This is a genomic window from Prevotella rectalis (genome assembly GCF_900607215.1).
Lineage (GTDB): Bacteria > Bacteroidota > Bacteroidia > Bacteroidales > Bacteroidaceae > Prevotella > Prevotella brunnea.
Genome location: NZ_LR027820.1, coordinates 816,029 through 837,625 on the forward strand (window position 1 = coordinate 816,029; position 21,597 = coordinate 837,625).

Sequence of the window (21,597 nt, forward strand, 5' to 3'; positions counted from 1 at the left end):
AGAGGTATCGTATGGCTCATAAAGAAACGAATTTGACAGACAATGAGATATTGCGCCAGAAGATAGTGAACCTCCAACACGCATTGTCTTTGGAGAAGATGCGCAGCCGTGCCTATGAGAAACTCATAGAGATAGCCGAATCCGAGGAGGGTATCAGCATCTTAAAAAAAGATGGTGCCAAACAGTAACGGCGCTGCGTGAGGAGTTTCCCGGTGTATCCGTGGAATTCCTCTGTGGGCTGTTTGGCAAGAAACGCCAGTGGTATTACGCAAGCAGCAAGCTTGTGATTTCTGAGCGGCAAAGGCGTAAACTGATAGTTGACAATGTACTCTACTATCGTGCCTGCTGTCCCGGGATAGGCGGTGTGAAACTGCACGTCCTCCTCAAGTCGGAGCTAGGTGAAGATGTTACTCATGGTCGCGACTCCTTCTTAAAACTACTTGCTTCAGAAGGACTTATGCTTCCCAAGAACAAGCGAAGACGTACAACGGACTCCAATCATCCTTATAGGAAGTATCCTAATCTTGTACAAGGTGTTACGGCAATGTATGCTAACCACATTTGGGCAGCCGACATAACCTACGTTTGGATTTACGGCAACGTCCTGTACCTCCATCTCATTACGGATGTTTACTCACATGCTGTCATAGGCTGGTGTTTATCCGAAACCATGGAGGCTATAAATACGAAGGAGGCATTGCTAATGGCAGTTAAGGCAGCCGGAGGAGGCAACCTCTGCGGAACGATACACCACTCTGACAGAGGTTCGCAATACGCCTGCCACCTATATGTTGAAACTCTTATGTGCCACCATATCAGGGTTAGTATGACAGAACGGTACAATCCTACGGACAATCCTGTGGCGGAAAGGACGAATGGAACCTTTAAGGTTGAGTGGATTTACCAGCAGGAGATGTACCGAGATTATGACCAGGCCAATATGGAAATCTCCAAGGCAATAGCCTTCTACAACAACAGACGACCGCATATGAGCATAGGAATGAAATGTCCGATGGATGTCTATAGAGGCGAACAGCCCGGGAGAAATCTTTGGAAAAAGAGATAAATGCTTGCAAAAAAGAAAAATATAACGTATCTTTGGAACGCCGAAAATATGGCGAACGACGGTCTTATGCCATCTTCACCAAAGGTCCCAGGGGGCATCGAGCCCCCTAAGACCTTGCCGAAAATATGACGGAACTTAGGTGTTGTCCATCTTCTTTTATACAAGTGCACTGACTTCAAATTTAACCTATATAATGTTAATGTCAAGTCATTCAGTAAACAGGAAAATATTTGACAAGTAAAACAGAAATAAATCGTCAGATCTGACAAGTGAATTCAGGAAAAGACAATTCATGACCTTTTACATTGCAAAAGCTTACCTTTTGAAAAGCAAAAGCTAAGATTTAAATAGATGAATGAAGAAAATTTAGGACACTGTTGAACTTTTCTCATATAGCCGGGAAGGATTTTCGCGTTTTTAACGCCCCGGCTAAACAAAGAATATGCTTATCTTTTGTCTTGTCCGGACAGGCAGGTTTTGATATGAATTCATTGCGTATGGGTTTTAGTTAGTAAATTGCCGAATAACAAACATATATAATTGAATATTCCTAATGGCGGTCATTAGGAAAAAGAACTAAAGTAGTTTCTAATGACCGATTTAAGCAAAAGCACAGTTTTTATACAAGAGTTTTTTATCATTACCAATCATTTTTGAATAGTTCGAAAACAATTTGTAAATCAAAAAAAATCCGTCTAATTTTTGTTATAGACGGATTTTTTCTTTGTGCGATATCGGTGCTACTATCTTGTTCTTAGCTGTTTCTTGGCCGTTTGCTCATACAAAACAGCTTTATTTGTTTTGGCTTTACCAAAAGATTTTTTTCCTAATCTGCCGGTTGCAGCTCGCGTCTTGGAGAACATCCCTTTGGCATTTGTTGCCTGACGTTCTAGGTCTATATATATTACATCTTCCGTGTTTGTACTAATGGCAACACCGAAGAAAGTGTCATAACCTCTCTCATTTTCGTATCCCAAGTGGAAACCCTCAGTTTGTGAGTTGGCATCCAAAACGAAAATAGTACCCGATTTGTATTTAATGTAAATATCTCCATTCATAGCTACATACCACGAAAAATCCAAAGTTTGCGTATTTCCATCAGCATCGGTATCAACCTCTACTCCGTTTCCACTCAAAGAATTGGATGTCGCATTATATTGAAAGAACTTCATGTTCGCCATATAGGTTTCTTGTATTCTCTGCTTGGAATTGTCTGAAGTATATTCGTAAACCATAGTACCTTGCCATTCACCACAAAGCATTTGAACCTCGTCAAGTAAATTTTGATCAGCGGTTGGGACTTCATTGTCATAATTGCTATCCCATCCATAATTCCCATTGTTATACGCATCCCAATAAGGAGTTGGACTAAAACCTATCGAAGTCATGAACGCAACGAACTCGGCGTCTGTTGCCATCGGGTAATTACAATAGAACCAGTTATAGGCATGATAATAATCAGTTCCCTTTGGGAAATCGTACCGGAAGCCATCGACGGCTTCATCAACAAGACTGAGATAATATTCATTATCATCATTACAACTTGTGAACATGAATGGGGTGGCAACCAGTACCAATGCAAATAAAAACATACTAAGTTTTTTCATATCTCTTATATTTTAAATTATTCCTTTTCTACTTTTTAATGGCAAAACTAAACATTTTACATCCATTTTTTAATATAAAATCTCTATTTACTTATAGGGAAATCCCTATTTTATGCAAATCCCCATATTAAATGGAAACTTACAAATAAATTTTTAATACTTTTAATACATACTTCAAATGAAATAAAAATAAAAGTTGTATTTTTGCAAATAATACATATAATCGTTTAATCAAAATTAAAGAAGATGAAAACAGTTTATGATTTCACTGTCAAAGACAGAAAAGGCGGTGATTTTTCACTAAAAGAGTATGCTAACGAGGTCTTGCTCATCGTAAACACAGCTACAAAGTGTGGTTTTACTCCAACATACGAAGAACTGGAAGCTACTTATAAAAAGTATCATGCAAAAGGATTTGAAATTCTTGATTTTCCTTGCAACCAATTTGGACAGCAGGCTCCCGGTACAGACGAAAGCATTCATGAGTTTTGCAAACTAACATATGGTACGGAGTTTCCACGCTTTAAGAAAATTAAGGTGAATGGTGAAGAGGCAGAACCGCTCTACAAGTTTTTGAAGGAGCAGAAAGGTTTTGCCGGTTGGGATGAAAGCCATCCTATCTATCCGGTATTGCATAAAATTCTTTCAGAAGCAGATCCAAACTACAAGGAAAGCCACGAAATAAAATGGAATTTCACCAAGTTCTTAATTAATAAAAAAGGACAGGTTGTAGCACGTTTCGAACCTACTGAAAAAATAGAGCATATCGAAGCGGAAATAGAAAAGCTTTTGGCAGAGTAATATTATTTGGTAATATAGCTGTCTATTGTAATATAGACTCTAACTGAAAAAAAGGAAAGTTCACAGGTTTCTTTGTGTATCTTTCCTTTTTTTAGAGCAATCCAAGATGGTTTTTGCCCCCTGTTTTTGCGGTTTAGTAAGCCATAAACCAATAAAGGTTATTAGCCCATTAAGCATAAGTAATTCATAACCAAACTTGTAATCCCATATCCGCAAGAAAAGATTGTCGAGGAGGAAGCACAAAATCGGACTTGCGATGGCTATATAAGGAACTATCTTGTCGTTTACGTTTTCATGGGTAAGCATTCCATATGCAAATAATCCAAGCAAAGGTCCATAAGTATAAGAACACAATATATAGATGGCATCTATAAGGCTTGTTGAGTTTATAGACCTAAATAACAAAATGAAGAGAATAAAAATAATGGCAATCATTATGTGCGACTTTTTTCTCAAAGTTTCATTGCCTGCTTGTTCCTTAATATCAACACAATAGCTGGTAGTTAAAGCAGTTAAAGCAGAATCGGCACTGGAGAAACACGCTGCAACGACACCAATTGTAAAAAGCACGACAACCCATTTCCCCAGCATTGCTCCTGCCACCGGAATCAGCATCAACTCATCCGGATTTTTAGGTATCGGCTGTCCCATCCGTACTAAATAATGCATAAGCAGAACCCCTAAACCAAGAAAAAGAAGATTGGCAGGAAGAAAAGCCAATCCATAGGTACACATATTCTTTTGTGCTTCAGATAGGTTTTTGCATGTCATATTCTTCTGCATCATGTCCTGATCTAATCCGGTCATTACAATTACTATAAAGATACCGCTAAAGAATTGTTTCCAAAAATTTTGTCTCGTCACCCAATCATCGAATACAAATATTTTTGAATATTCATCCGCCATTATCATTTTCAGGGTTTCTGAAACACTCATATCCAAAGCATCAATCACCTTATACATAATTAAAAGAAGCGCAACAAACATACAGAATGTTTGGAAAGTGTCGGTAAAAACCAATGTCTTCATACCACTTTTACGAGTATAAAGCCATATCGAGATGACCAAAACGATGACAGTAACAAAAAAAGGAATGTGAAGGGCATCAAAAACGAATCGCTGAAGTATCATGCAGACAACATAAAATCGCACTGCGGCTCCTGTCATTTTAGATATTAGAAAGAATGACGCACCGGTCTTGTAACTCCGCTTTCCCATCCTCTTCTTTAGGTAGGAATAAATAGTGATGAGATTCATTTTATAGCACAACGGCAATAAGACAAAAGCTACAATAACATACCCAACTATAAATCCCATACAAGTCTGGGCATAGGTCATATTTTGATTAATTACCATTCCGGGAACACTTACAAAAGTAACACCGGATATGCTGGCACCAATCATTCCAAAGGAGACCAAATACCAAGGCGACTTACGGTTTGCTCTAAAGAAGACTTCATTATTACTTCTCTTTGAAGCAAACTTGCTCAATAAAAGAAGAATGGAGAAATAAGCAAGTATGGTTGCTATTATCATCATTGGTTTTTCTCAAACTTTATTCCAGATTGAAGTGCAGCTCCAATCGCGGTACAAAATTCCGAGTATTTGGGAATTACGAAATTCACTCCGTAAAGCTTTTCCATCAAAGGGAACAGAATTTTACATTGTGGAAGCAGAGTAAGATTTCCAATCATTACAAAATCCTTTATACCACTATTAAGCGCGCTCAAGATAGTTGCCGACCCAATGGATTGAAGCACAAGGCAGATTAAGCCCAAAGCAATATCTTCTCTGCTCGTGTTTCCTTGCGCATTTGCGAAAAGGGAAGCAGTCGCGTCCATCGGCAACCCCGGTAGAGGATTTGCGGAAATATCACCAATCTGTAAGTTAATATTCGAGATATCCCCTTTTATCGCTAAATCAGAAATATGTTTGATATCATCTGTGTTCAACAACAAACGCGACAGTCCGTTCAAAGTTCCTCCACCAATACCTATTCCTCCTATATGATTAATTTTATCTCCGTCACACTGCACAAGAGAGGTTCCTGTTCCCATCGATACTACAATCATCCGATCCAGCCGCGACTCAAAGCGTGCTCCCAAACCATCGGCGAGAAACTCATCGGCTTTCTCTGTGGGCAAACCATAAACGGGCTTATTGATATAAGCAGAACCTACACCGGTTATCATAACTTTCTCAACATCAAACAATTCTATCTGGTTGTCATAAAGATATTTCCCAAATGCACCATATAGAGAAGTTACCGGGTCTGTTGCCGTTATTCGTAGCGGTTTTACTATTTTACCATCCGACAAGCCTACAATTTTAGTTGTTGAAATACCAACATCTATACCAATAGCAATCTTCATAATTAATATTAATTTATAGCGCAAATTTACATAAAAATCGCGATATATAAGTCAGTAGGAATAAAAAAGGAAAATAAATCCCTGAATTCCCTTCCCTTTTTACGGAAAAGTGTCAAGACCAACATAAATTCTTTGTCCTAAATGCGTGCTCTAAATCACAATTTGTATTATCTTTGGCAAAAAAATAATAATGTTCAAATGCAGGGCTTATGAGAATCGTATGGACCTTGACGTACACAAAGATAGCATTTATCTTTGTACTTTAAGCAGCACGAGCGAAATTATTGAGAAATTTTTGGCGTATTGACTCTACGACGCCATCGCAAAAACGTTTTTTAGAAAAAAATAGTAAAAACATTTCCGTATTTATCTGAAAATGAGTATCTTTGCAGTCCGTTAGAAAAGGTTATGGAAAATATATAATATTAAAGCATATATAAACAATGACAAAAGCAGATATCATCACAGAGATTGCAGCATCAACGGGCATCGCGAAGAAGGACGTGTCGGCAGTTGTAGAATCTTTTATGGACGCTATCAAAAACAGTTTGTTAGATAGGAAAGAGAATGTGTACCTTCGTGGTTTTGGAAGTTTTATCGTGAAGCATCGTGCAGAGAAAACGGCTCGTAATATCTCAAAAAACACGACGATTACGATCCCGGCACATAACTTCCCAAGTTTTAAACCTGCCAGAACTTTTATCGAAGACATGAAGAAATAATCAACAAAGTATAAAATAACATTTTAAAATTAAGAATTATGCCAAACGGAAAGAAAAAAAAGGGACATAAGATGGCTACGCACAAGCGTAAGAAGAGATTAAGAAAGAACAGACACAAGAGCAAGTAAGCCCCAGGGCAGAAAGCACTTAAGCTCTTTCAAACATAACGGGGCATGTCATCGCAAAGGACTCCTTTCCCTGGGAGTGCGACGACAAGTCTCGTTTTTACATATAAGTAAAGACTACTTATAATAAACAGAAGAAAATGACAAGCGAAGTTATTATTGATGCCCAACCGAAAGAGATTTCCATAGCACTACTTGAGGATAAGCGTTTGGTGGAATATCAGCGCGAACCGAGAGAAGCAAATTTTTCGGTGGGAAACATCTACGTGGCTAAAGTTAAAAAACTTATGCCGGGCTTAAATGCTTGCTTTGTAGATGTAGGTTATGAACGCGATGCATTTCTTCATTATCTTGATTTAGGAAGCCAATTCGATTCTTTTGCGAAGTACCTCAAACAGGTGCAAAGCGACCGTAAAAAACTTTACCCCATACAGAAAGCCAGTCATCTACCCGACTTAAAAAAAGATGGTAGCATACAAAATACATTGCAAGTCGGACAAGAGGTGATGGTACAAATAGTTAAAGAACCCATATCCACCAAAGGACCTCGCCTTACGGGAGAAATATCTTTTGCAGGGAGATACTTGGTGCTTATTCCATTCGGGGATAAAGTTAATGTTTCATCGAAAATTAAAAGCGGAGAAGAGAGAGCAAGGCTAAAGCAACTCATTCAAAGCATACGCCCAAAAAACTTTGGAGTTATCGTTAGAACAGTGGCACAGGGAAAACGCGTAGCGGAACTTGATGCCGAAATGAAAATTCTTCTAACCAGATGGAATGAAGCCATCACCAAAGTTCAAAAGACGCAAGAGCGTCCTCAACTCATTTTCGAGGAAACGGGACGTGCAGTAGCCATGCTTCGAGACCTTTTCAACGCTACCTATGAAAATATTTATGTTAACGATGAAGAAATTTGCACAGCTGTAAAACACTATGTTTCTCTCATAGCCCCTGAAAAGGCAAACATAGTAAAAAAATACACCGGCAAATTACCGATTTTCGACAATTTCGATGTAACAAGACAAATCAAATCGAGTTTCGGAAAAACTATTAACTATGGACATGGGTGCTATTTGATTATAGAGCATACGGAAGCCATGCATGTCGTTGACGTTAATAGTGGCAATCGCGCAAAAGAGAAAGGACAAGAACAAAACGCGCTTGACACCAATTTGGGGGCAGCTGACGAATTAGCCAGACAACTCAGACTAAGAGATATGGGTGGCATCATCGTAGTGGATTTTATCGATATGAATCTTGCTGAAGATCGTCAGCTGCTATATGAACGCATGTGTAAGGCGATGCAAAAAGACCGTTCCCGCCACAACATATTGCCACTAAGCAAATTTGGTCTCATGCAAATAACTCGGCAGCGCGTGCGTCCGGTGATGGATGTGGATGTGGACGAGAATTGTCCTACATGCTTTGGCACCGGAAAAATAAGGTCAAGTATTCTTTTTACGGATCAACTGGAACGTAAAATTGACAGACTTGTCAATAAGATTGGTATCAAGAAATTCTATTTGCATGTACATCCGTATGTTGCAGCGTATATTAATCAAGGAGTAATTTCCCTAAAACGCAAATGGCAAATGAAATATGGATTTGGCGTGCGTATCATTCCTTCACAGAAATTGGGCTTTTTACAATACGAATTCTTCGATGAGAAGCAACAATTTTTAGACATGAAGGAAATCAATGACAAATCATAAGATAATACTTATCGTCATCAAAAGATAATGAAGGAGTCTATGTGGTTAATCAGAGTAGGAAGTAAACAAAGTGGTTTACTTCCTACTTTTTTCTCGGCGATATGGGAAAAATTCAATAATGTCCTATATTTTCTTCATTCGTCTATCCAAAGCTTAGCTTTCGCTCCGTAAAAGCTTACCTTTTGCAATGCAGAAGGTCATGAATTGGAGTACAAAAGCTTACCTTTTAAATCACAATTATTATCATTCTGATTATCAATAGATTATGAAACGTATCAATGATACGGTTTTTGTAATATAATTTCGTGGAGATGGGTGGAATTATTCACGTAAAAACTGTCTTTTTTGATAGGATTACATTACTCTATCGAAAATGAACATTCGCGGCTCACTTTTTCCTTGACAACTTTGCAAATCGCAAAAGAAATAGTATCTTTGCCTTCAATTTAAAATAACACCAATGAAAATAATAGGAATCATACCCGCACGCTTTGCCTCAACCCGCTTTCCGGGTAAACCACTGGCTAAGTTGGGAGGAAAATTCGTAATCGAAAGAGTGGTGGAGCAAGTAAATAAAGTGCTCGACAATGTATATGTAGCAACAGACGATCAGCGCATTTTCGATGCAACAAAACGCTTTGGAGCTAATGTCGTCATGACCCGTTCAGACCATCAGAGCGGAACGGACAGAATAGCCGAAGCACTCAAGAAGGTCGATGAAGATTATGACGTAGTCATCAACATACAGGGCGATGAACCATTCATTCAACCCTCACAAATAAAAGCTCTCATTGCATGTTTTGAAGATGCCGACACACAAATAGCAACACTCGGCAAACGATTTGATACATTGGAGGCGGCAAAGAACCCAAACTCGCCGAAAATCATCTTGGACAATCAATCCTTTGCGATGTATTTCACGAGAGCGTTAGCACCTTACATACGAAACAAAGAGGAAAAAGAGTGGCTTGAGCACTATCCATTCTTAAAGCATATCGGACTTTACGGTTATCGCGTTCCGGTACTCGAGGAAATTACTCGGTTGCAACAATCCTCGTTGGAGCTTGCTGAAGGATTGGAACAACTAAGATGGTTGCAAAACGGATACAGAATCAAGGTTGGATTCACCGATGAGGAAACGGTGGGAATCGACACACCGGACGACTTGAAGCGTGCCGAGGCTTTCTTGAAAAAACAGCTCTTAAACGGCTAAAGTGGGAAAAGCGTCGGGAATTCTTCCGCTCTCGACGCTTTTTGATCGAATATTACTCGGAGTATTTACATCACGCCGTCCTCACGCAGCTTTTTCTGCCACTTCCACGCACTGGCAAGCACGTCGTCAAGTGGCGTGTCGGCTTTCCAACCCAACACTTGGTTGGCTTTCGTGCAATCGCCCCAAATCTTTTCAATGTCGCCTTCTCTTCGGGGGCCGAACTTCCAGTTCAGCTTTATGCCCGTAGCTTTCTCGAAGGTTTTCACTATTTCAAGCGTTGAATTGCCGCTTCCAGTTCCAATGTTGAAGTATTCCACCGGCTTTGTTTTCTTATCCAACACTCTTGCCATGGCTGCTACATGAGCTTTGGCAAGATCTACCACATAGATATAGTCGCGGATACAGGTTCCATCCTCTGTTTCATAATCATTGCCGAAAATGGTAAGTTGTTCCCGAATGCCCATGGCAGTTTGCGTAACGTAAGGTATCAGGTTGTTGGGCACGCCGTTAGGGAGTTCGCCTATCAACGCCGATGGATGTGCTCCGATAGGATTAAAATAACGTAATATAACACTTTTAATCTTTGCGCCACTATGAATATAATCAAATATAATCTGCTCATTTATTTCTTTGGTATTACCATAAGGCGAAGTGGCTTTTTGGTGTGGCGCCTCTTCGGTAACCGGGAGATTCTTAGGTTCAGGTTGCCCATAAACGGTGCAGGAACTGGAGAAGATAATGCCTTTTACGTCGTATTTCGGCATCAATTCTAAAAGATTCAGCAATGAAACGATGTTGTTACGATAGTACATCAATGGTTTTTGCACGCTTTCTCCCACGGCTTTTGATGCCGCGAAATGTATGATACCTTGAATATCGGGATATTTTCGGAATATTTGTTCCGTGGCATTTTTATCCTCAAGGTTCACCTTTTCGAAATCCGGACGTTTGCCGGTTATTTTCTCTATTCCATCGAGGACTTCAATTTTTGAGTTGGAAAGATTGTCAGCTATGACAACATCATACCCTGCTTCCAACAATTCCACCGTTGTGTGAGAGCCTATAAAGCCAGTACCCCCGGTAACTAAAATAGTTTGTTTCATTGTATTGTTCATTATTAACGCGATTGCGCAAATTGAGTTGGTGATATTTTTAATTGAATCCGACAAGTCGTCCGATTCTTTGCAAAGGTAATAATAAAAAAGTGGCTATTCCGATAAAATAAGATGAAAATAACAAAAAAACAAATTTATATTGCGCCATTGTATGAAAACTTTTATTAACTTTGCTCGGTAATCTATTCAAGAAACATTAAGCTATGACTGTAAAAGTGAAAACACAACAGCAAATTGAGCGTTTCCTCAGGAAACTCACTCAAAAGTTTCCAAGTACTGATGACTCTTGCCTCATGACAGATCTGCATCTTCGAGTATCTCCCGACAATGGAGATTTGATGGCGTTCGATGATGACGGAGTGGAAATAACTCGATGTGTAATTGATGAATGGATAGAAAATAAAGATACCGACTTCGAGGACAAGGTCGTCATGCTTCTACGCCAAGAACTTATGAGGCTGAAAGCTGACATAGACAATCTTGGGATTATAAAACCTTATGGTTTCGTGCTTGAGGATGAAGAAGGAGAAACCATTGCAGAATTATACTTGGCGGATGATGATACCATAATCATCGGGGGCGACTTAATGCCGGGATTGGATGAAGAGTTGAACGAATTTATGAACAACTTAATAAAGGAATAGAAGTAAGACACGGATGAACATCGGAAAGATTAGCTTTTTTCTCTGTTTTTTAATTCTCTGTCGCACAACATTATCTGCACAGCGGCATCAGGTTTTTAGCCCAGATATCCGTTCATTGCAGGTAGTGGCAAATGGGGATTGGCAATCTATGCCGGTTTTGGAATTGGGAAATGGATTTTTGTCGGTCGATTTCGATGATTTAACGCACGAATATCACAGATACACATATAAAGTGGAGCATTGCGAAGCCAACTGGAGACCTTCCTCACAACTCTTCGAAAGCGACTACATAGAAGGGTTTGCAAATGATAATATCATCGACGATATAAAAGAATCTACGCTGACCAATACTATTTACACACATTATCGGGTAACGATACCCAACAAGAGTTGTCGCCCTCTGATATCGGGTAATTATGTCTTAAAGGTGTTTGATGATTATCATCGGGAAGTTCTCCGGGCTTATTTTATGATTGTTGAGCCTGCAGAAAGGTGCATGAAGGTAGGATTGACCGTTACGACAAATACCGATTTGACGATAAATCAAAAACATCAGCAAGTGGAGATGGAACTAAAATACGGCAACTATAAGGTAACCAATCCGAACATGCAAATTCAAACCGTTATCTTACAAAATAAACGATGGGAAACAGCACGATGGAATAGTAAACCACAATATGTCATGAGCGACGGATTAAAGTGGAATCATAATCAAGATTTCATTTTCGAAGCAGGTAACGAATATAGAAAATTCGAGATTTTATCTACCGACGTATCCACAATGGGAATAGAGCGAATAAGCTGGGATGGAGAAAGTTTCCATGCTTATCCTTTTATTTCCACCCCACGACAAAACTATGTTTATGATGAGGATGCAAACGGAGCGTTTCTCATTCGCAACTCCGACAACATAGCGGTTCAAACGGAAAGTGATTACATGATTGTGCATTTTACGTTAGATTGTCGGGAGCGAGTCAATGGGAACATCTATGTAAACGGAGATTGGACACACGGAGCATTCACGGATGACTACAAACTCGTTTACAATGATTCGACACGAATGTACGAATTATCTTTTCCGCTAAAATTGGGCTATTACAGTTATCAATATCTATTGATGAACGTTAATGGAGAAATAAGTGTTCTGCCATCAGAGGGATGTTTCTACCAAACAGAGAACTCTTATCAAGTACTGATTTATTACCGTGAAGAGGGCGGACGAACCGACAAACTCGTAAGCTATAGAACGGTTCAGTTCAAGGGAAGAGAAGCAAATCGCTCAATATATTAAATATTCTGTTCAACTAAATGGCACGCTCCCCATTTATATTTGTATCTTTGTAAATGATTTAAAGATATTATAAAAATGTATAGATTTTATTTCGCTTTTATGGCAATCTTTTTTTTAGGCACAGACAGCTTCGCACAAAACAAAGAAATAACCATCAAACTGGTGGAAACAAGCGACGTACATGGAGCTTTCTTCCCATACGACTTCATCAAACGCAAGAACACACAAGGGTCATTGGCTCGTGTATCAACCTATCTGAATGGTCTGCGTAAACAATGGAAAGAAGACAACATATATTTATTGGATAATGGGGACATTCTTCAGGGACAACCGGTTGTTTATTATTACAACTATATCAAAACGGAAGAAGAGAACATAGCAGCAAGTGTCATGAATTATATGAATTATGACGTTGCAACAATAGGTAATCATGATGTGGAAACGGGGCATGCCGTCTATGATAAATGGATAAGAGAATTGAAATGCCCTGTTGTCGGAGCAAATGTAATTGACACGAAAACCAAACAATCCTACTTAATGCCGTATTATATTATAAAGAAAGAAAATGGGATAAAGGTCGCGGTGATAGGATTGCTAACACCTGCCATTCCAAACTGGTTGGAAGAACGACTATGGCATGGGCTTCATTTCGAGGATATGGTAAGCTCGGCAAGGAAAACGATGGAAACAGTCAAAGCAAAAGAAAGTCCTGACATCATTGTGGGCTTATTCCATTCCGGATGGGATGGAGGAATACAAGCCCCCGACTACTTAGAAGATGCCTCAAAAATCGTGGCAGAACAAGTGCCCGGATTTGATGTCGTTTTCTTTGGTCATGACCACACGCCAAGGAATATGGCAATTACTAACCGCGATGGAAAGAAGGTGATTTGCCTTGATCCGGCAAATAACGCCAAGAAAGTGGCAGTGGCTACTATCACATTGAGGGCTTCAGGTGAGAAAACAAAGGGAAACAAGAACTATAAGGTGATAAAAAAAGAGGGAGAAATCGTTGATGTTTCCGACATACCGGTAGATGAACAATTCATCAACTATTTTCAATCCAATATCAACGACGTGAAAGCATGGACGGAAAGAGAAATAGGAACATTTACGCATACCATCTATTCAAAAGATTGCTATTTCGGTAGTTCCGCTTTCAACGATTTAATTTTAAGCCTAGAACTGAAGATAACAAATGCAGACATAGCCTTCAACGCGCCTTTGCAATTCAACTCATCCATCAAAGCCGGCCCCATCACGGTGGGAGATATGTTTCAGCTTTACAAATATGAAAACCAACTTTACGTCATGCGACTGACCGGAGAAGAGATAAGGAAGCATTTGGAAATGAGTTATTCGCTTTGGGTAAATACCATGAAATCTCCTGACGATCATTTACTCTTGCTGGCTGACACAAAATCTGACGCGCAGCGATTGGGATTCAAGAATTTCTCATTTAACTTTGATTCGGCGGCAGGAATCGATTATGAGGTGGATGTTACAAAGCCTTCCGGAGAAAAAGTCAAGATACTGAGAATGAGCAACGGACAGCCCTTCGACGAAAAAAAATCGTATAAGGTTGCCGTGAACAGCTATAGAGGAAATGGGGGCGGAGAACTTCTGACAAAGGGAGCAGGGATTCCTCAAGACTCATTGAAGGGAAGGATAATTTGGAGAAGTGAATTGGATCAACGCTACTATCTCATCAAGGAAATAGAAAAAGCCAAGATAATGAATCCAAAGCCACTGAATAATTGGAAGTTTGTTCCCACCAAATGGACGAAAGCAGCTGCGGAAAGAGACAAGGAATTGCTGTTTGGGGAATAAACTCCATCGAAAATAATTCTATTGGGGATATGAAGTATTATTGGTTTGTTTTCTGTAAATCGGATATCGTATTGAAAAAAGACGATAAAGGATATACTATTCCTCTATCCGAAGAAGCACCGGTATCACTGCACAGATGGTCTAAAATCATGGATGTTGCAGAGACCTCATCGGGCGTCAAAGTAAAAGCTGTAAATATAGATACACCCATAACCGGCAACCCTAAGCTGGAAATGTGTGGATTGAGGTCGAGCTATTACAAATTATCTCGCGAATTATACTTGATAGCCGGCAAATGTCATGAGCTGCTTTATTGGAATCAAAATACAAAATTCTGTGGTGCTTGTGGCGCTCCCATGAAATTCAATTCTAACATCTCCAAACTCTGTACAAACTGTGGAAAAGAAATTTGGCCACAGATATCAACGGCAGTTATAGTCTTGATACGGCGAAACGATGAAGTATTACTCGTTCATGCGAAAAATTTCAAAACAGACTTTTATGGACTTGTTGCCGGCTTCGTTGAAACGGGTGAAACATTGGAAGAAGCTGTTCATCGTGAGGTAATGGAAGAAACGGGACTCAGCATAAAGAACTTGACCTATTTCTGCTCGCAACCGTGGCCTTATCCGTGTGGCATGATGGTAGGATTTAATGCCGACTACGATGCAGGGGAAATAAAAATACAGAAAAGCGAATTATCAAAAGGTGGATGGTTTAAGAAAGATAACCTCCCCAATCTTCCGGAAAAACTTTCTATTGCTCGAAAGTTAATTGACAATTGGTTAGAAGGATAACTGCACCATATCCCCAAATCGGTAATTAGCCGTCCCTTGAAAATTTCTATTGTAAATGTACAAGGAAAACGGATTTGAAATGATCGCGAAATATTAGCTCCAAAACTCTCTTTCGCCTGTATCCACCATATTTCCTTTACATTGTGGACAAGTATGTCCATCCCATTTTTTCATATCGTCAGATCCGCATTTCAAGCAAATCCTTCCGGTAAGAGAGCGAAAGGAAGGGGCGGCATCGCCGATAACTCCCCCTACGACCAAAGGAACAAGATTGTGGCAACCATTGCAAACCACCGCCTCAATGCTTTGTCCCATGAATCCTTTACCCTCATAGACGCAAGCCTCGTAGCCACAAGATAGGCATTTATATTTCTTTATCCAACTCATGCTTTTTTAATTATTTTTAGCAAGCAATTTATTGTATAGCTTTTCATATTGCCGTGCTACTTTTATATGGTCGTGATGTTTCTTAACATAGGCGATACTATCGATTTGGAGCGAGACTATCTCCTCATGAGAATAGGATAAAAGCCGTTCCAAAGCCGCTCGACAACTTTCATAATCTGGTTCTACATTGATGATTGGATGGAGTATCTTCTCATGGATAATCTCATAGTTTTCCGGCTCTCCCCCACCGACACATATTATACCTCTACTCATTGCCTCAAGCGGATTCATTGATGGCGTATAACTGTAAAGCTGATCCATTATGGCATCGCAGCCTTGCATCAAGCCAACGTATTCATTGAAAGGGACACCATTCGCCAGTTTAAGTTCCAACTTGTCAGGATATTGTTTCTGAATATCTTGTGCAGCCTTCAGCATGATATCCGTCCCCTTATATTCCGACCGATGCCTACTGATGCCGATAAAGATTTTCAACTTATCGTTTGCCCGATGAGGGGTAAAGGGCTTATCCGCCGTGTAAATGGGAAATGGGATAAAAGTGGTTTTCCGGGGAAACAGTGGATGATAGCAAACCCAATATTCGTAAAGTCCCGCTACGACTTGATCGCAATCCTCTGCGATAAATTTATTGAGGTTTTCTTTCTCGGTTCCCATCCAATCCTTCCGTTCTTTCACGGCATCGTAGTTAGTGCGCAATCGCTTTCCGATGTTGAAATCGCTGTAACGTAATGGCATAGAACCGGAACAAGTGCTAACCCAATAATAATCCATCCCAAAAGCAGCAAGTACAACGCATTTGTTGTGTTTGCGCAGATACTTATAAATCAGAAATATGTGTTTGGCTTTCAATTCAAAAAACATTGGGTTAATGAGTTGCACAATATCGTAATTCCGAAATCGGGGAAGCAGTTTTAACAACTTGGCAATTAATAAGACGCCACCCAATTTGCCCTCTTTTCTTGAAACATCGATGTCCCGAGGATAGTCCTTCCAAAAGTCCCCATTCGACACGACCATTACTTCATGTCCTAACGTGCGAAGCCCCTCGGCCAATGTCCAATGCACATTGCTAAACTCACCCAGTAAGAGTATTCTCATGACTTCCCCTTCAATAAAATCATCAGCACATCCCTTCCCAACTTGTTGTTTGCCAATTTCCGGAAGATTTTATATTTCCGCGTATAGTCCTTATCAGGTAATGGGAACAGACCGAGCCTTGACAGTTTATCAATCGCCTCGTTTAAGCATTCCTTATCATGAGTAAGAACGATGATGTTATAAATATAATCCATTGTCAATTGTATCACCCTGCGCTGGAGAGCAAGCCTATCGCCACTTGTGAGCAATTCGGAATGAAGATAGAGTTCCCTGATTATCTTTTCTTGGTCTGCCAGTCGTTTTCTTATCCATGTTTCATCTCTCCTATGCATGATGGAATCCGTTCGGATACGATAAAAATAAGCATTGGCATTCGTATCGAAAACCGTTTCGGCACGCAAGAACAGTTTGGGCGTGAACTCCTCATCTTCATGGGTCAGGTTCTTCGTAAACCTCAAACTCAAAAGCAAAGACTTACGGAAAATATACCCACACACCGATGCTCTCAGATTGTTATGACGCATGTACTCTGCGCCTGATACAGGATCGGAATACGAGAATGGAGATTTCTCATTGGCAGTACTTGTTGAGTTGAAAAGCACCATATCCGGACTATTGAAGCGGACAAGGTCGAGACAATTCTCATATTGGCTAATGACAAGGAAATCGTCAGCATCCACGAATTGTATAAACTCCCCTTTCGAAATATCAATGCCTTGATTGCGAGCCATGCTTAATCCCTGAGAATTTTGACGAATGTAGAGAATATCGTTTCTTACATCTCTCAAAGCCTCCAATGGTGATTCATCCGAGCCGTCATCCACGATAATAATCTCGCGTTCATCCCGAGTAAGGGTCAAACTTAAAATGCTTTGAAGACATTCTTGCAGCATCTCAAGTGGCTCATTGTGATAAGTGATGATAAAACTTATTAATGGTTTTTTGATATTCTGTGTATAAACCGATTTAGTCTGCATAAATTCTTTATTCCGATTAAATGAAGCAATTTTAATTTTAGGGTATCGTGATAGGGTAATATAGGGATAATGGGGGCTGAATTGGTGGCTTCAAACACATCAAGTTGAATGTTCAATATATGTGCATAGTAAGTCGCGTCAGTTTTGTTTCCATCCCGAAGATATTGCAGATGTGCCTGCAAAAGGTTATTCAGATCTCTTCCCTTGGCTGTTCCTGTGATACCGTTTGGATTGTAACAATAATAATAGGTTCCAAGCGATGTTGTTGCCACTACTTTGCAACGCTTCAAAAGAAGCGGAAGGGTGAAAACATCTTCAAAGTTTTTGCCTATTGGAAATCTGACTTCAGAAAATAGCTCTCTCTTGTATATTTTATTACAAGCATAAGTATGACAGTAAGCCTTGCTTTCGAGCCAATACACGTCCATGTCTCGATATTCCCTATCCTTTAGCATGAGGTAGGTAGAATGTGGTGAACCGTAACGTTCTTTCACCGAATATTCCAAGAAATCATATTCGGGATGTTTCTCTAAGACAAGCATCAGACGTTCATACAAGTTCTCATCTATGAAATCATCCGAGTCGATAAACGTAACATATTCTCCCTTCGCAAGCTCCAGCCCCACATTCCTCGCAGCCGACAGACCTTGATTGGATTGACTGATAAGAGAAAACCTATCGTCTGATTTCATGAATTGTTTGGCTATCTCTCTCGAATTATCTTTTGACCCATCATCTATCAATATCACTTCATAGTTTTGAAATGATTGCCTTAAAACGCTTTCCAAACATCTTTCCAGCGTTTCTTCAACATTGAATATGGGTATAATAATACTTAGTCTCATGAAATATCTCAGATGCAAAAATAATAAAAACATTTTACTTACGTTAGATTAAAAATGAAAAAAACGGAAAGCTACAATCACATTCTTCGTTACACCGGGCTCTTCGGAGGTGTTCAGGGTTTGAACATTCTCGTAGGAATAGTACGTAACAAGTTAGTAGCCATGATATTGGGACCCAATGGAGTTGGTTTGATATCGCTTTTTAACTCCACCATAAAATTGGTAAGCGATTCTACCAACTTCGGAATATCCATCAGCGCAATCAAAAACATTTCCGAAGACTTGGATTCGGGCAACAAGGAATTGCTCGAAGAGCACATCAAACTGGTACGCAGCTTGAGTTTTGCAGCCGGAATTATGGGAATGATAATTTGCGTTTTGCTCAGTCCTTTTCTAAGCAAGTTTACTTTTTCTTGGGACGGTCATACCTTCCATTTCATATTGCTTTCACCCATCGTGGCTCTATTGGCAATCACCGGAGGAGAGTTAGCCATATTAAAAGGCTTGAGAGAACTAAAATCATTGGCAGTGATTTCCGTTTATAACGTTCTTGGCGCGCTAACCACCACAGTTCCTCTATATTATTTTTTTCACGAGGTCGCCATTGTTCCTTCATTGGTATTGATTGCTTTCATACAGTTGGTTCTAACCATAGGCTATTCCTACCGACTCTATCCCTTAAAGTTACATCTTAAATGGGGATTTATGCGCAAAGGATTTAACATTATCCGGTTAGGACTGGCATTCGTGCTTGCAGGCATCTTCGGATCCGGAGCAGATTTCTTAATTCGCAGTTATATTAATAATGTAGCGAACATTGAAACTGTAGGATTATACAATGCCGGCTACATGATGTCAATGACGTATGTGGGATTAATATTTGCTTCTTTGGAAACAGATTTTTTCCCCAGACTATCTGGTGCGGTAAAGCACACTTTCACTTTTAACAGGATAGTCAGCAGACAAATTGAAGTAACCTTGTTGCTCATCTCGCCACTCTTGGTAGTTTTCTCGCTCTGCCTACCCATACTAATACCACTGTTATATTCGGGCAAGTTCATTCCGACATTGGGAATGGCTCAAGCCATCGTAATTGCTATGTACTTTCGCGCTCTGAAACTTCCCATCCAATACATACCACTGGCAAAAGGCGACTCTATATCTTATCTTCTCTTGGAAACCATATACGATGTTTTGATTGTCGCTTTGGTCATCTTATTCTTCAATCATTATGGATTAGCGGGAACCGGTTGGGGAATTACCGCTGCCGGCATTGTCGATTTCATTATTGTACTCATCTATGCCCGAATAAAATACAAATACAAGCCCGGCAATAACATTCTATTGTATTCGATGGTGCAAATCCCTATCGGCATCTTGGTGTTTTTCTGCACCAAACTGCAAAATGTCATTTTATATTGGGGGGTGGGAATTATGTTAGCACTCATAAGTGGAGCGACAACGATAAGCATCTTGAAAACCAAGACAAGTTTATGGAATTCTTTAACAACAAGAATAAAATCCTATATGAAACATTATGGTGAAAATTAGTGTACTCATAGCAGTTTATAATACCGGGAAATACTTAAGCACATGCCTTAACTCTTTGCTTGGGCAAACATTAAAACAGATTGAAATCATCTGCATAGATGACGCATCTACAGATGATTCCGTTCGAATATTAAAAGATTATGCGGAAAAAGACGAACGCATCAAACTAATTTGCCTATCCGAAAATCAAGGAATAGCTCACGCACGAAACGAAGGTTTGAAAAGGGCAAATGGTGAAATCATCTGTTTCGTGGATAGTGACGACTGGTTAGCAGAGAATGCGCTGGAAAAGATTTGGCGGATATATGAAAAACATCCCTCCACCGATTCTGTTCTCTTCAATGCAATCTACTACTACAACGAAGAACGGCAAGAACAATTCCCTATGGAAACATTCGAGGTGATGAGCGGATATGACGCTTTCGTGGCAAGCCTAACATGGGAAATTCATGGTATTTATGCCGTGCGCAGGGAGATACATCTAAAATATCCATACGACGAAACGTGTAGAACATACAGCGACGAGAATATAACAAGGCTACATTATTTGGCATCTCGAGAAGTAAGATTATCCGATGGGAAATACTATTATCGACAGCATGCTTCATCGGTAACACATTGTATAAATGGAAAGAGATTCGACTACCTGAGAGCAAATGAAAGCATGAAACGACAACTTTTACAATTAAATGTTTCAGAAGACATTATCAACCTATACGAAAACGTTAGATGGAGAATTTTGATTGGAACCTACATGTTCTATTTTGTGCATCGAAACGAACTGCCAAAGCAATCTGCTGCCGAAGGACTAAAACTCATTCACAAAACATGGCACAACATTGAGCAAAAACGATTAGATAAACGGCTCACTCGAAAATTCGGTTATATGCCTTTAAGACTTTCATGGTGGGTTTTCAGATTGCAGGAAGAAATATATTTCACGTTAAGAGGATGGATGGGAAAAAACACACACTAATGTTCATATTTCGCCAAAATGCAGATTAATCCAAATTGGTCATTAAGAAATAAATACAATAAGTTTTTCATATGTCTTATACGGATTTAGCTTGTCACAATTCTGACTATAAAAAAAGTAAGAAATTATGACAAAACGTAAAACCCCGCGCGAATTTTCGTATTCGTTCAAGCTGCAAGTGTTAATCGATTATTATTCTAGCGGTGCTTCTCAAGCGTCCATATTGCGTAAGTGGAATGTGTCTAGTGGTTCAATGTTCCAATGGCTGAAACGTTGGCCCGTTGATTCAAAATCGTTATCTTTGCCCTCGGAAGTAATCCAGAGGTATCGTATGGCTCATAAAGAAACGAATTTGACAGACAATGAGATATTGCGCCAGAAGATAGTGAACCTCCAACACGCATTGTCTTTGGAGAAGATGCGCAGCCGTGCCTATGAGAAACTCAT

General features: G+C 39.7%; 20 protein-coding genes and 1 pseudogene. 13 read left to right on the top strand and 8 right to left on the bottom strand.

Going from position 1 to position 21,597, the window contains the following annotated elements:
- Both E0E16_RS13495 and E0E16_RS04495 read left to right on the top strand, forming a co-directional pair.
- Nucleotides 1–188 (top strand): annotated as a pseudogene (locus E0E16_RS13495) (hypothetical protein); the annotation flags it as partial.
- A gap of 32 nt (nucleotides 189–220) precedes the next feature.
- Nucleotides 221–1,066 (top strand): IS3 family transposase, encoded by an 846-nt coding sequence (locus tag E0E16_RS04495; RefSeq protein WP_025878265.1) that lies wholly within the window; start codon nucleotides 221–223, stop codon nucleotides 1,064–1,066.
- 743 nt (nucleotides 1,067–1,809) lie between these two features.
- Here E0E16_RS04495 and E0E16_RS04500 read toward each other — a convergent pair.
- Complete coding sequence (locus tag E0E16_RS04500; RefSeq protein ID WP_130829156.1) at nucleotides 1,810–2,673, bottom strand: hypothetical protein; 864 nt, start codon at nucleotides 2,671–2,673, stop codon at nucleotides 1,810–1,812.
- A gap of 246 nt (nucleotides 2,674–2,919) precedes the next feature.
- On the opposite strand from E0E16_RS04500, the gene E0E16_RS04505 reads away from it, so the two are divergent.
- Complete coding sequence (locus E0E16_RS04505; protein ID WP_130829158.1) at nucleotides 2,920–3,474, top strand: glutathione peroxidase; 555 nt, start codon at nucleotides 2,920–2,922, stop codon at nucleotides 3,472–3,474.
- A gap of 60 nt (nucleotides 3,475–3,534) precedes the next feature.
- Here the strand turns inward: E0E16_RS04505 and E0E16_RS04510 are convergent, their stop codons facing one another.
- Both E0E16_RS04510 and coaW read right to left on the bottom strand, forming a co-directional pair.
- Nucleotides 3,535–5,013: a sodium:solute symporter gene (locus tag E0E16_RS04510; protein WP_130829161.1), complete on the bottom strand. Its 1,479-nt coding sequence runs from the start codon at nucleotides 5,011–5,013 to the stop codon at nucleotides 3,535–3,537.
- Nucleotides 5,010–5,846 carry a type II pantothenate kinase gene (gene coaW, locus E0E16_RS04515; RefSeq protein WP_130829163.1) on the bottom strand — a complete coding sequence of 279 codons (837 nt, stop codon included), beginning with the start codon at nucleotides 5,844–5,846 and terminating at the stop codon, nucleotides 5,010–5,012. The genes E0E16_RS04510 and coaW overlap by 4 nt, the downstream gene beginning before the upstream one ends.
- A gap of 443 nt (nucleotides 5,847–6,289) precedes the next feature.
- Between coaW and E0E16_RS04520 the strand changes: the two genes are divergently transcribed.
- The 3 genes from E0E16_RS04520 (at nucleotide 6,290) to kdsB (ending at nucleotide 9,618) form a co-directional block, all read left to right on the top strand.
- Nucleotides 6,290–6,568 (top strand): HU family DNA-binding protein, encoded by a 279-nt coding sequence (locus tag E0E16_RS04520; protein WP_130829165.1) that lies wholly within the window; start codon nucleotides 6,290–6,292, stop codon nucleotides 6,566–6,568.
- 265 nt (nucleotides 6,569–6,833) lie between these two features.
- Nucleotides 6,834–8,405 (top strand): Rne/Rng family ribonuclease, encoded by a 1,572-nt coding sequence (locus E0E16_RS04525; protein ID WP_130829168.1) that lies wholly within the window; start codon nucleotides 6,834–6,836, stop codon nucleotides 8,403–8,405.
- Between the two features lie 460 nt (nucleotides 8,406–8,865).
- Nucleotides 8,866–9,618 (top strand): 3-deoxy-manno-octulosonate cytidylyltransferase, encoded by a 753-nt coding sequence (gene kdsB, locus E0E16_RS04530; RefSeq protein ID WP_130829170.1) that lies wholly within the window; start codon nucleotides 8,866–8,868, stop codon nucleotides 9,616–9,618.
- A 65-nt stretch (nucleotides 9,619–9,683) separates the two neighbouring features.
- Here the strand turns inward: kdsB and galE are convergent, their stop codons facing one another.
- Nucleotides 9,684–10,721, bottom strand: coding sequence for a UDP-glucose 4-epimerase GalE (gene galE / locus E0E16_RS04535; RefSeq protein ID WP_130829172.1), 1,038 nt, complete (start codon nucleotides 10,719–10,721; stop codon nucleotides 9,684–9,686).
- 215 nt (nucleotides 10,722–10,936) lie between these two features.
- Here galE and E0E16_RS04540 point away from each other — a divergent pair, with 215 nt between their 5' ends.
- The 4 genes from E0E16_RS04540 (at nucleotide 10,937) to nudC (ending at nucleotide 15,295) form a co-directional block, all read left to right on the top strand.
- Nucleotides 10,937–11,377, top strand: a complete 441-nt coding sequence (locus E0E16_RS04540; RefSeq protein ID WP_130829174.1) for a hypothetical protein — start codon at nucleotides 10,937–10,939, stop codon at nucleotides 11,375–11,377.
- Between the two features lie 13 nt (nucleotides 11,378–11,390).
- Nucleotides 11,391–12,668 carry a type IX secretion system plug protein gene (locus E0E16_RS04545; protein ID WP_130829177.1) on the top strand — a complete coding sequence of 426 codons (1,278 nt, stop codon included), beginning with the start codon at nucleotides 11,391–11,393 and terminating at the stop codon, nucleotides 12,666–12,668.
- Nucleotides 12,669–12,743: 75 nt separating this feature from the next.
- Nucleotides 12,744–14,498 (top strand): bifunctional metallophosphatase/5'-nucleotidase, encoded by a 1,755-nt coding sequence (locus tag E0E16_RS04550; RefSeq protein ID WP_130829179.1) that lies wholly within the window; start codon nucleotides 12,744–12,746, stop codon nucleotides 14,496–14,498.
- 29 nt (nucleotides 14,499–14,527) lie between these two features.
- Nucleotides 14,528–15,295 carry an NAD(+) diphosphatase gene (gene nudC, locus E0E16_RS04555; RefSeq protein ID WP_130829740.1) on the top strand — a complete coding sequence of 256 codons (768 nt, stop codon included), beginning with the start codon at nucleotides 14,528–14,530 and terminating at the stop codon, nucleotides 15,293–15,295.
- 93 nt (nucleotides 15,296–15,388) lie between these two features.
- Here the strand turns inward: nudC and E0E16_RS04560 are convergent, their stop codons facing one another.
- Genes E0E16_RS04560 through E0E16_RS04575 form a run of 4 tightly spaced genes read right to left on the bottom strand, consistent with a single transcriptional unit; the run spans nucleotide 15,389 to nucleotide 18,623 of the window.
- Nucleotides 15,389–15,682: a hypothetical protein gene (locus tag E0E16_RS04560; RefSeq protein WP_130829181.1), complete on the bottom strand. Its 294-nt coding sequence runs from the start codon at nucleotides 15,680–15,682 to the stop codon at nucleotides 15,389–15,391.
- A gap of 6 nt (nucleotides 15,683–15,688) precedes the next feature.
- Entirely contained in the window at nucleotides 15,689–16,801 is a 1,113-nt protein-coding gene (locus E0E16_RS04565; protein ID WP_130829183.1) for a glycosyltransferase family protein, read from the bottom strand.
- Nucleotides 16,798–17,778 (bottom strand): glycosyltransferase family 2 protein, encoded by a 981-nt coding sequence (locus E0E16_RS04570; RefSeq protein ID WP_130829186.1) that lies wholly within the window; start codon nucleotides 17,776–17,778, stop codon nucleotides 16,798–16,800. Before E0E16_RS04570 ends, E0E16_RS04565 begins: the two co-directional genes overlap by 4 nt.
- Nucleotides 17,733–18,623: a glycosyltransferase family 2 protein gene (locus E0E16_RS04575; protein WP_130829188.1), complete on the bottom strand. Its 891-nt coding sequence runs from the start codon at nucleotides 18,621–18,623 to the stop codon at nucleotides 17,733–17,735. The genes E0E16_RS04570 and E0E16_RS04575 overlap by 46 nt, the downstream gene beginning before the upstream one ends.
- Nucleotides 18,624–18,677: 54 nt before the next feature.
- Between E0E16_RS04575 and E0E16_RS04580 the strand changes: the two genes are divergently transcribed.
- The 3 genes from E0E16_RS04580 to E0E16_RS13900 form a co-directional block, all read left to right on the top strand.
- Nucleotides 18,678–20,174: an oligosaccharide flippase family protein gene (locus tag E0E16_RS04580; protein WP_130829190.1), complete on the top strand. Its 1,497-nt coding sequence runs from the start codon at nucleotides 18,678–18,680 to the stop codon at nucleotides 20,172–20,174.
- Complete coding sequence (locus tag E0E16_RS04585) at nucleotides 20,161–21,150, top strand: glycosyltransferase family 2 protein (protein ID WP_130829192.1); 990 nt, start codon at nucleotides 20,161–20,163, stop codon at nucleotides 21,148–21,150. Before E0E16_RS04580 ends, E0E16_RS04585 begins: the two co-directional genes overlap by 14 nt.
- Nucleotides 21,151–21,277: 127 nt before the next feature.
- A partial coding sequence (locus E0E16_RS13900) for a hypothetical protein (RefSeq protein ID WP_181951318.1) occupies nucleotides 21,278–21,597 on the top strand: 320 nt, incomplete at its 3' end.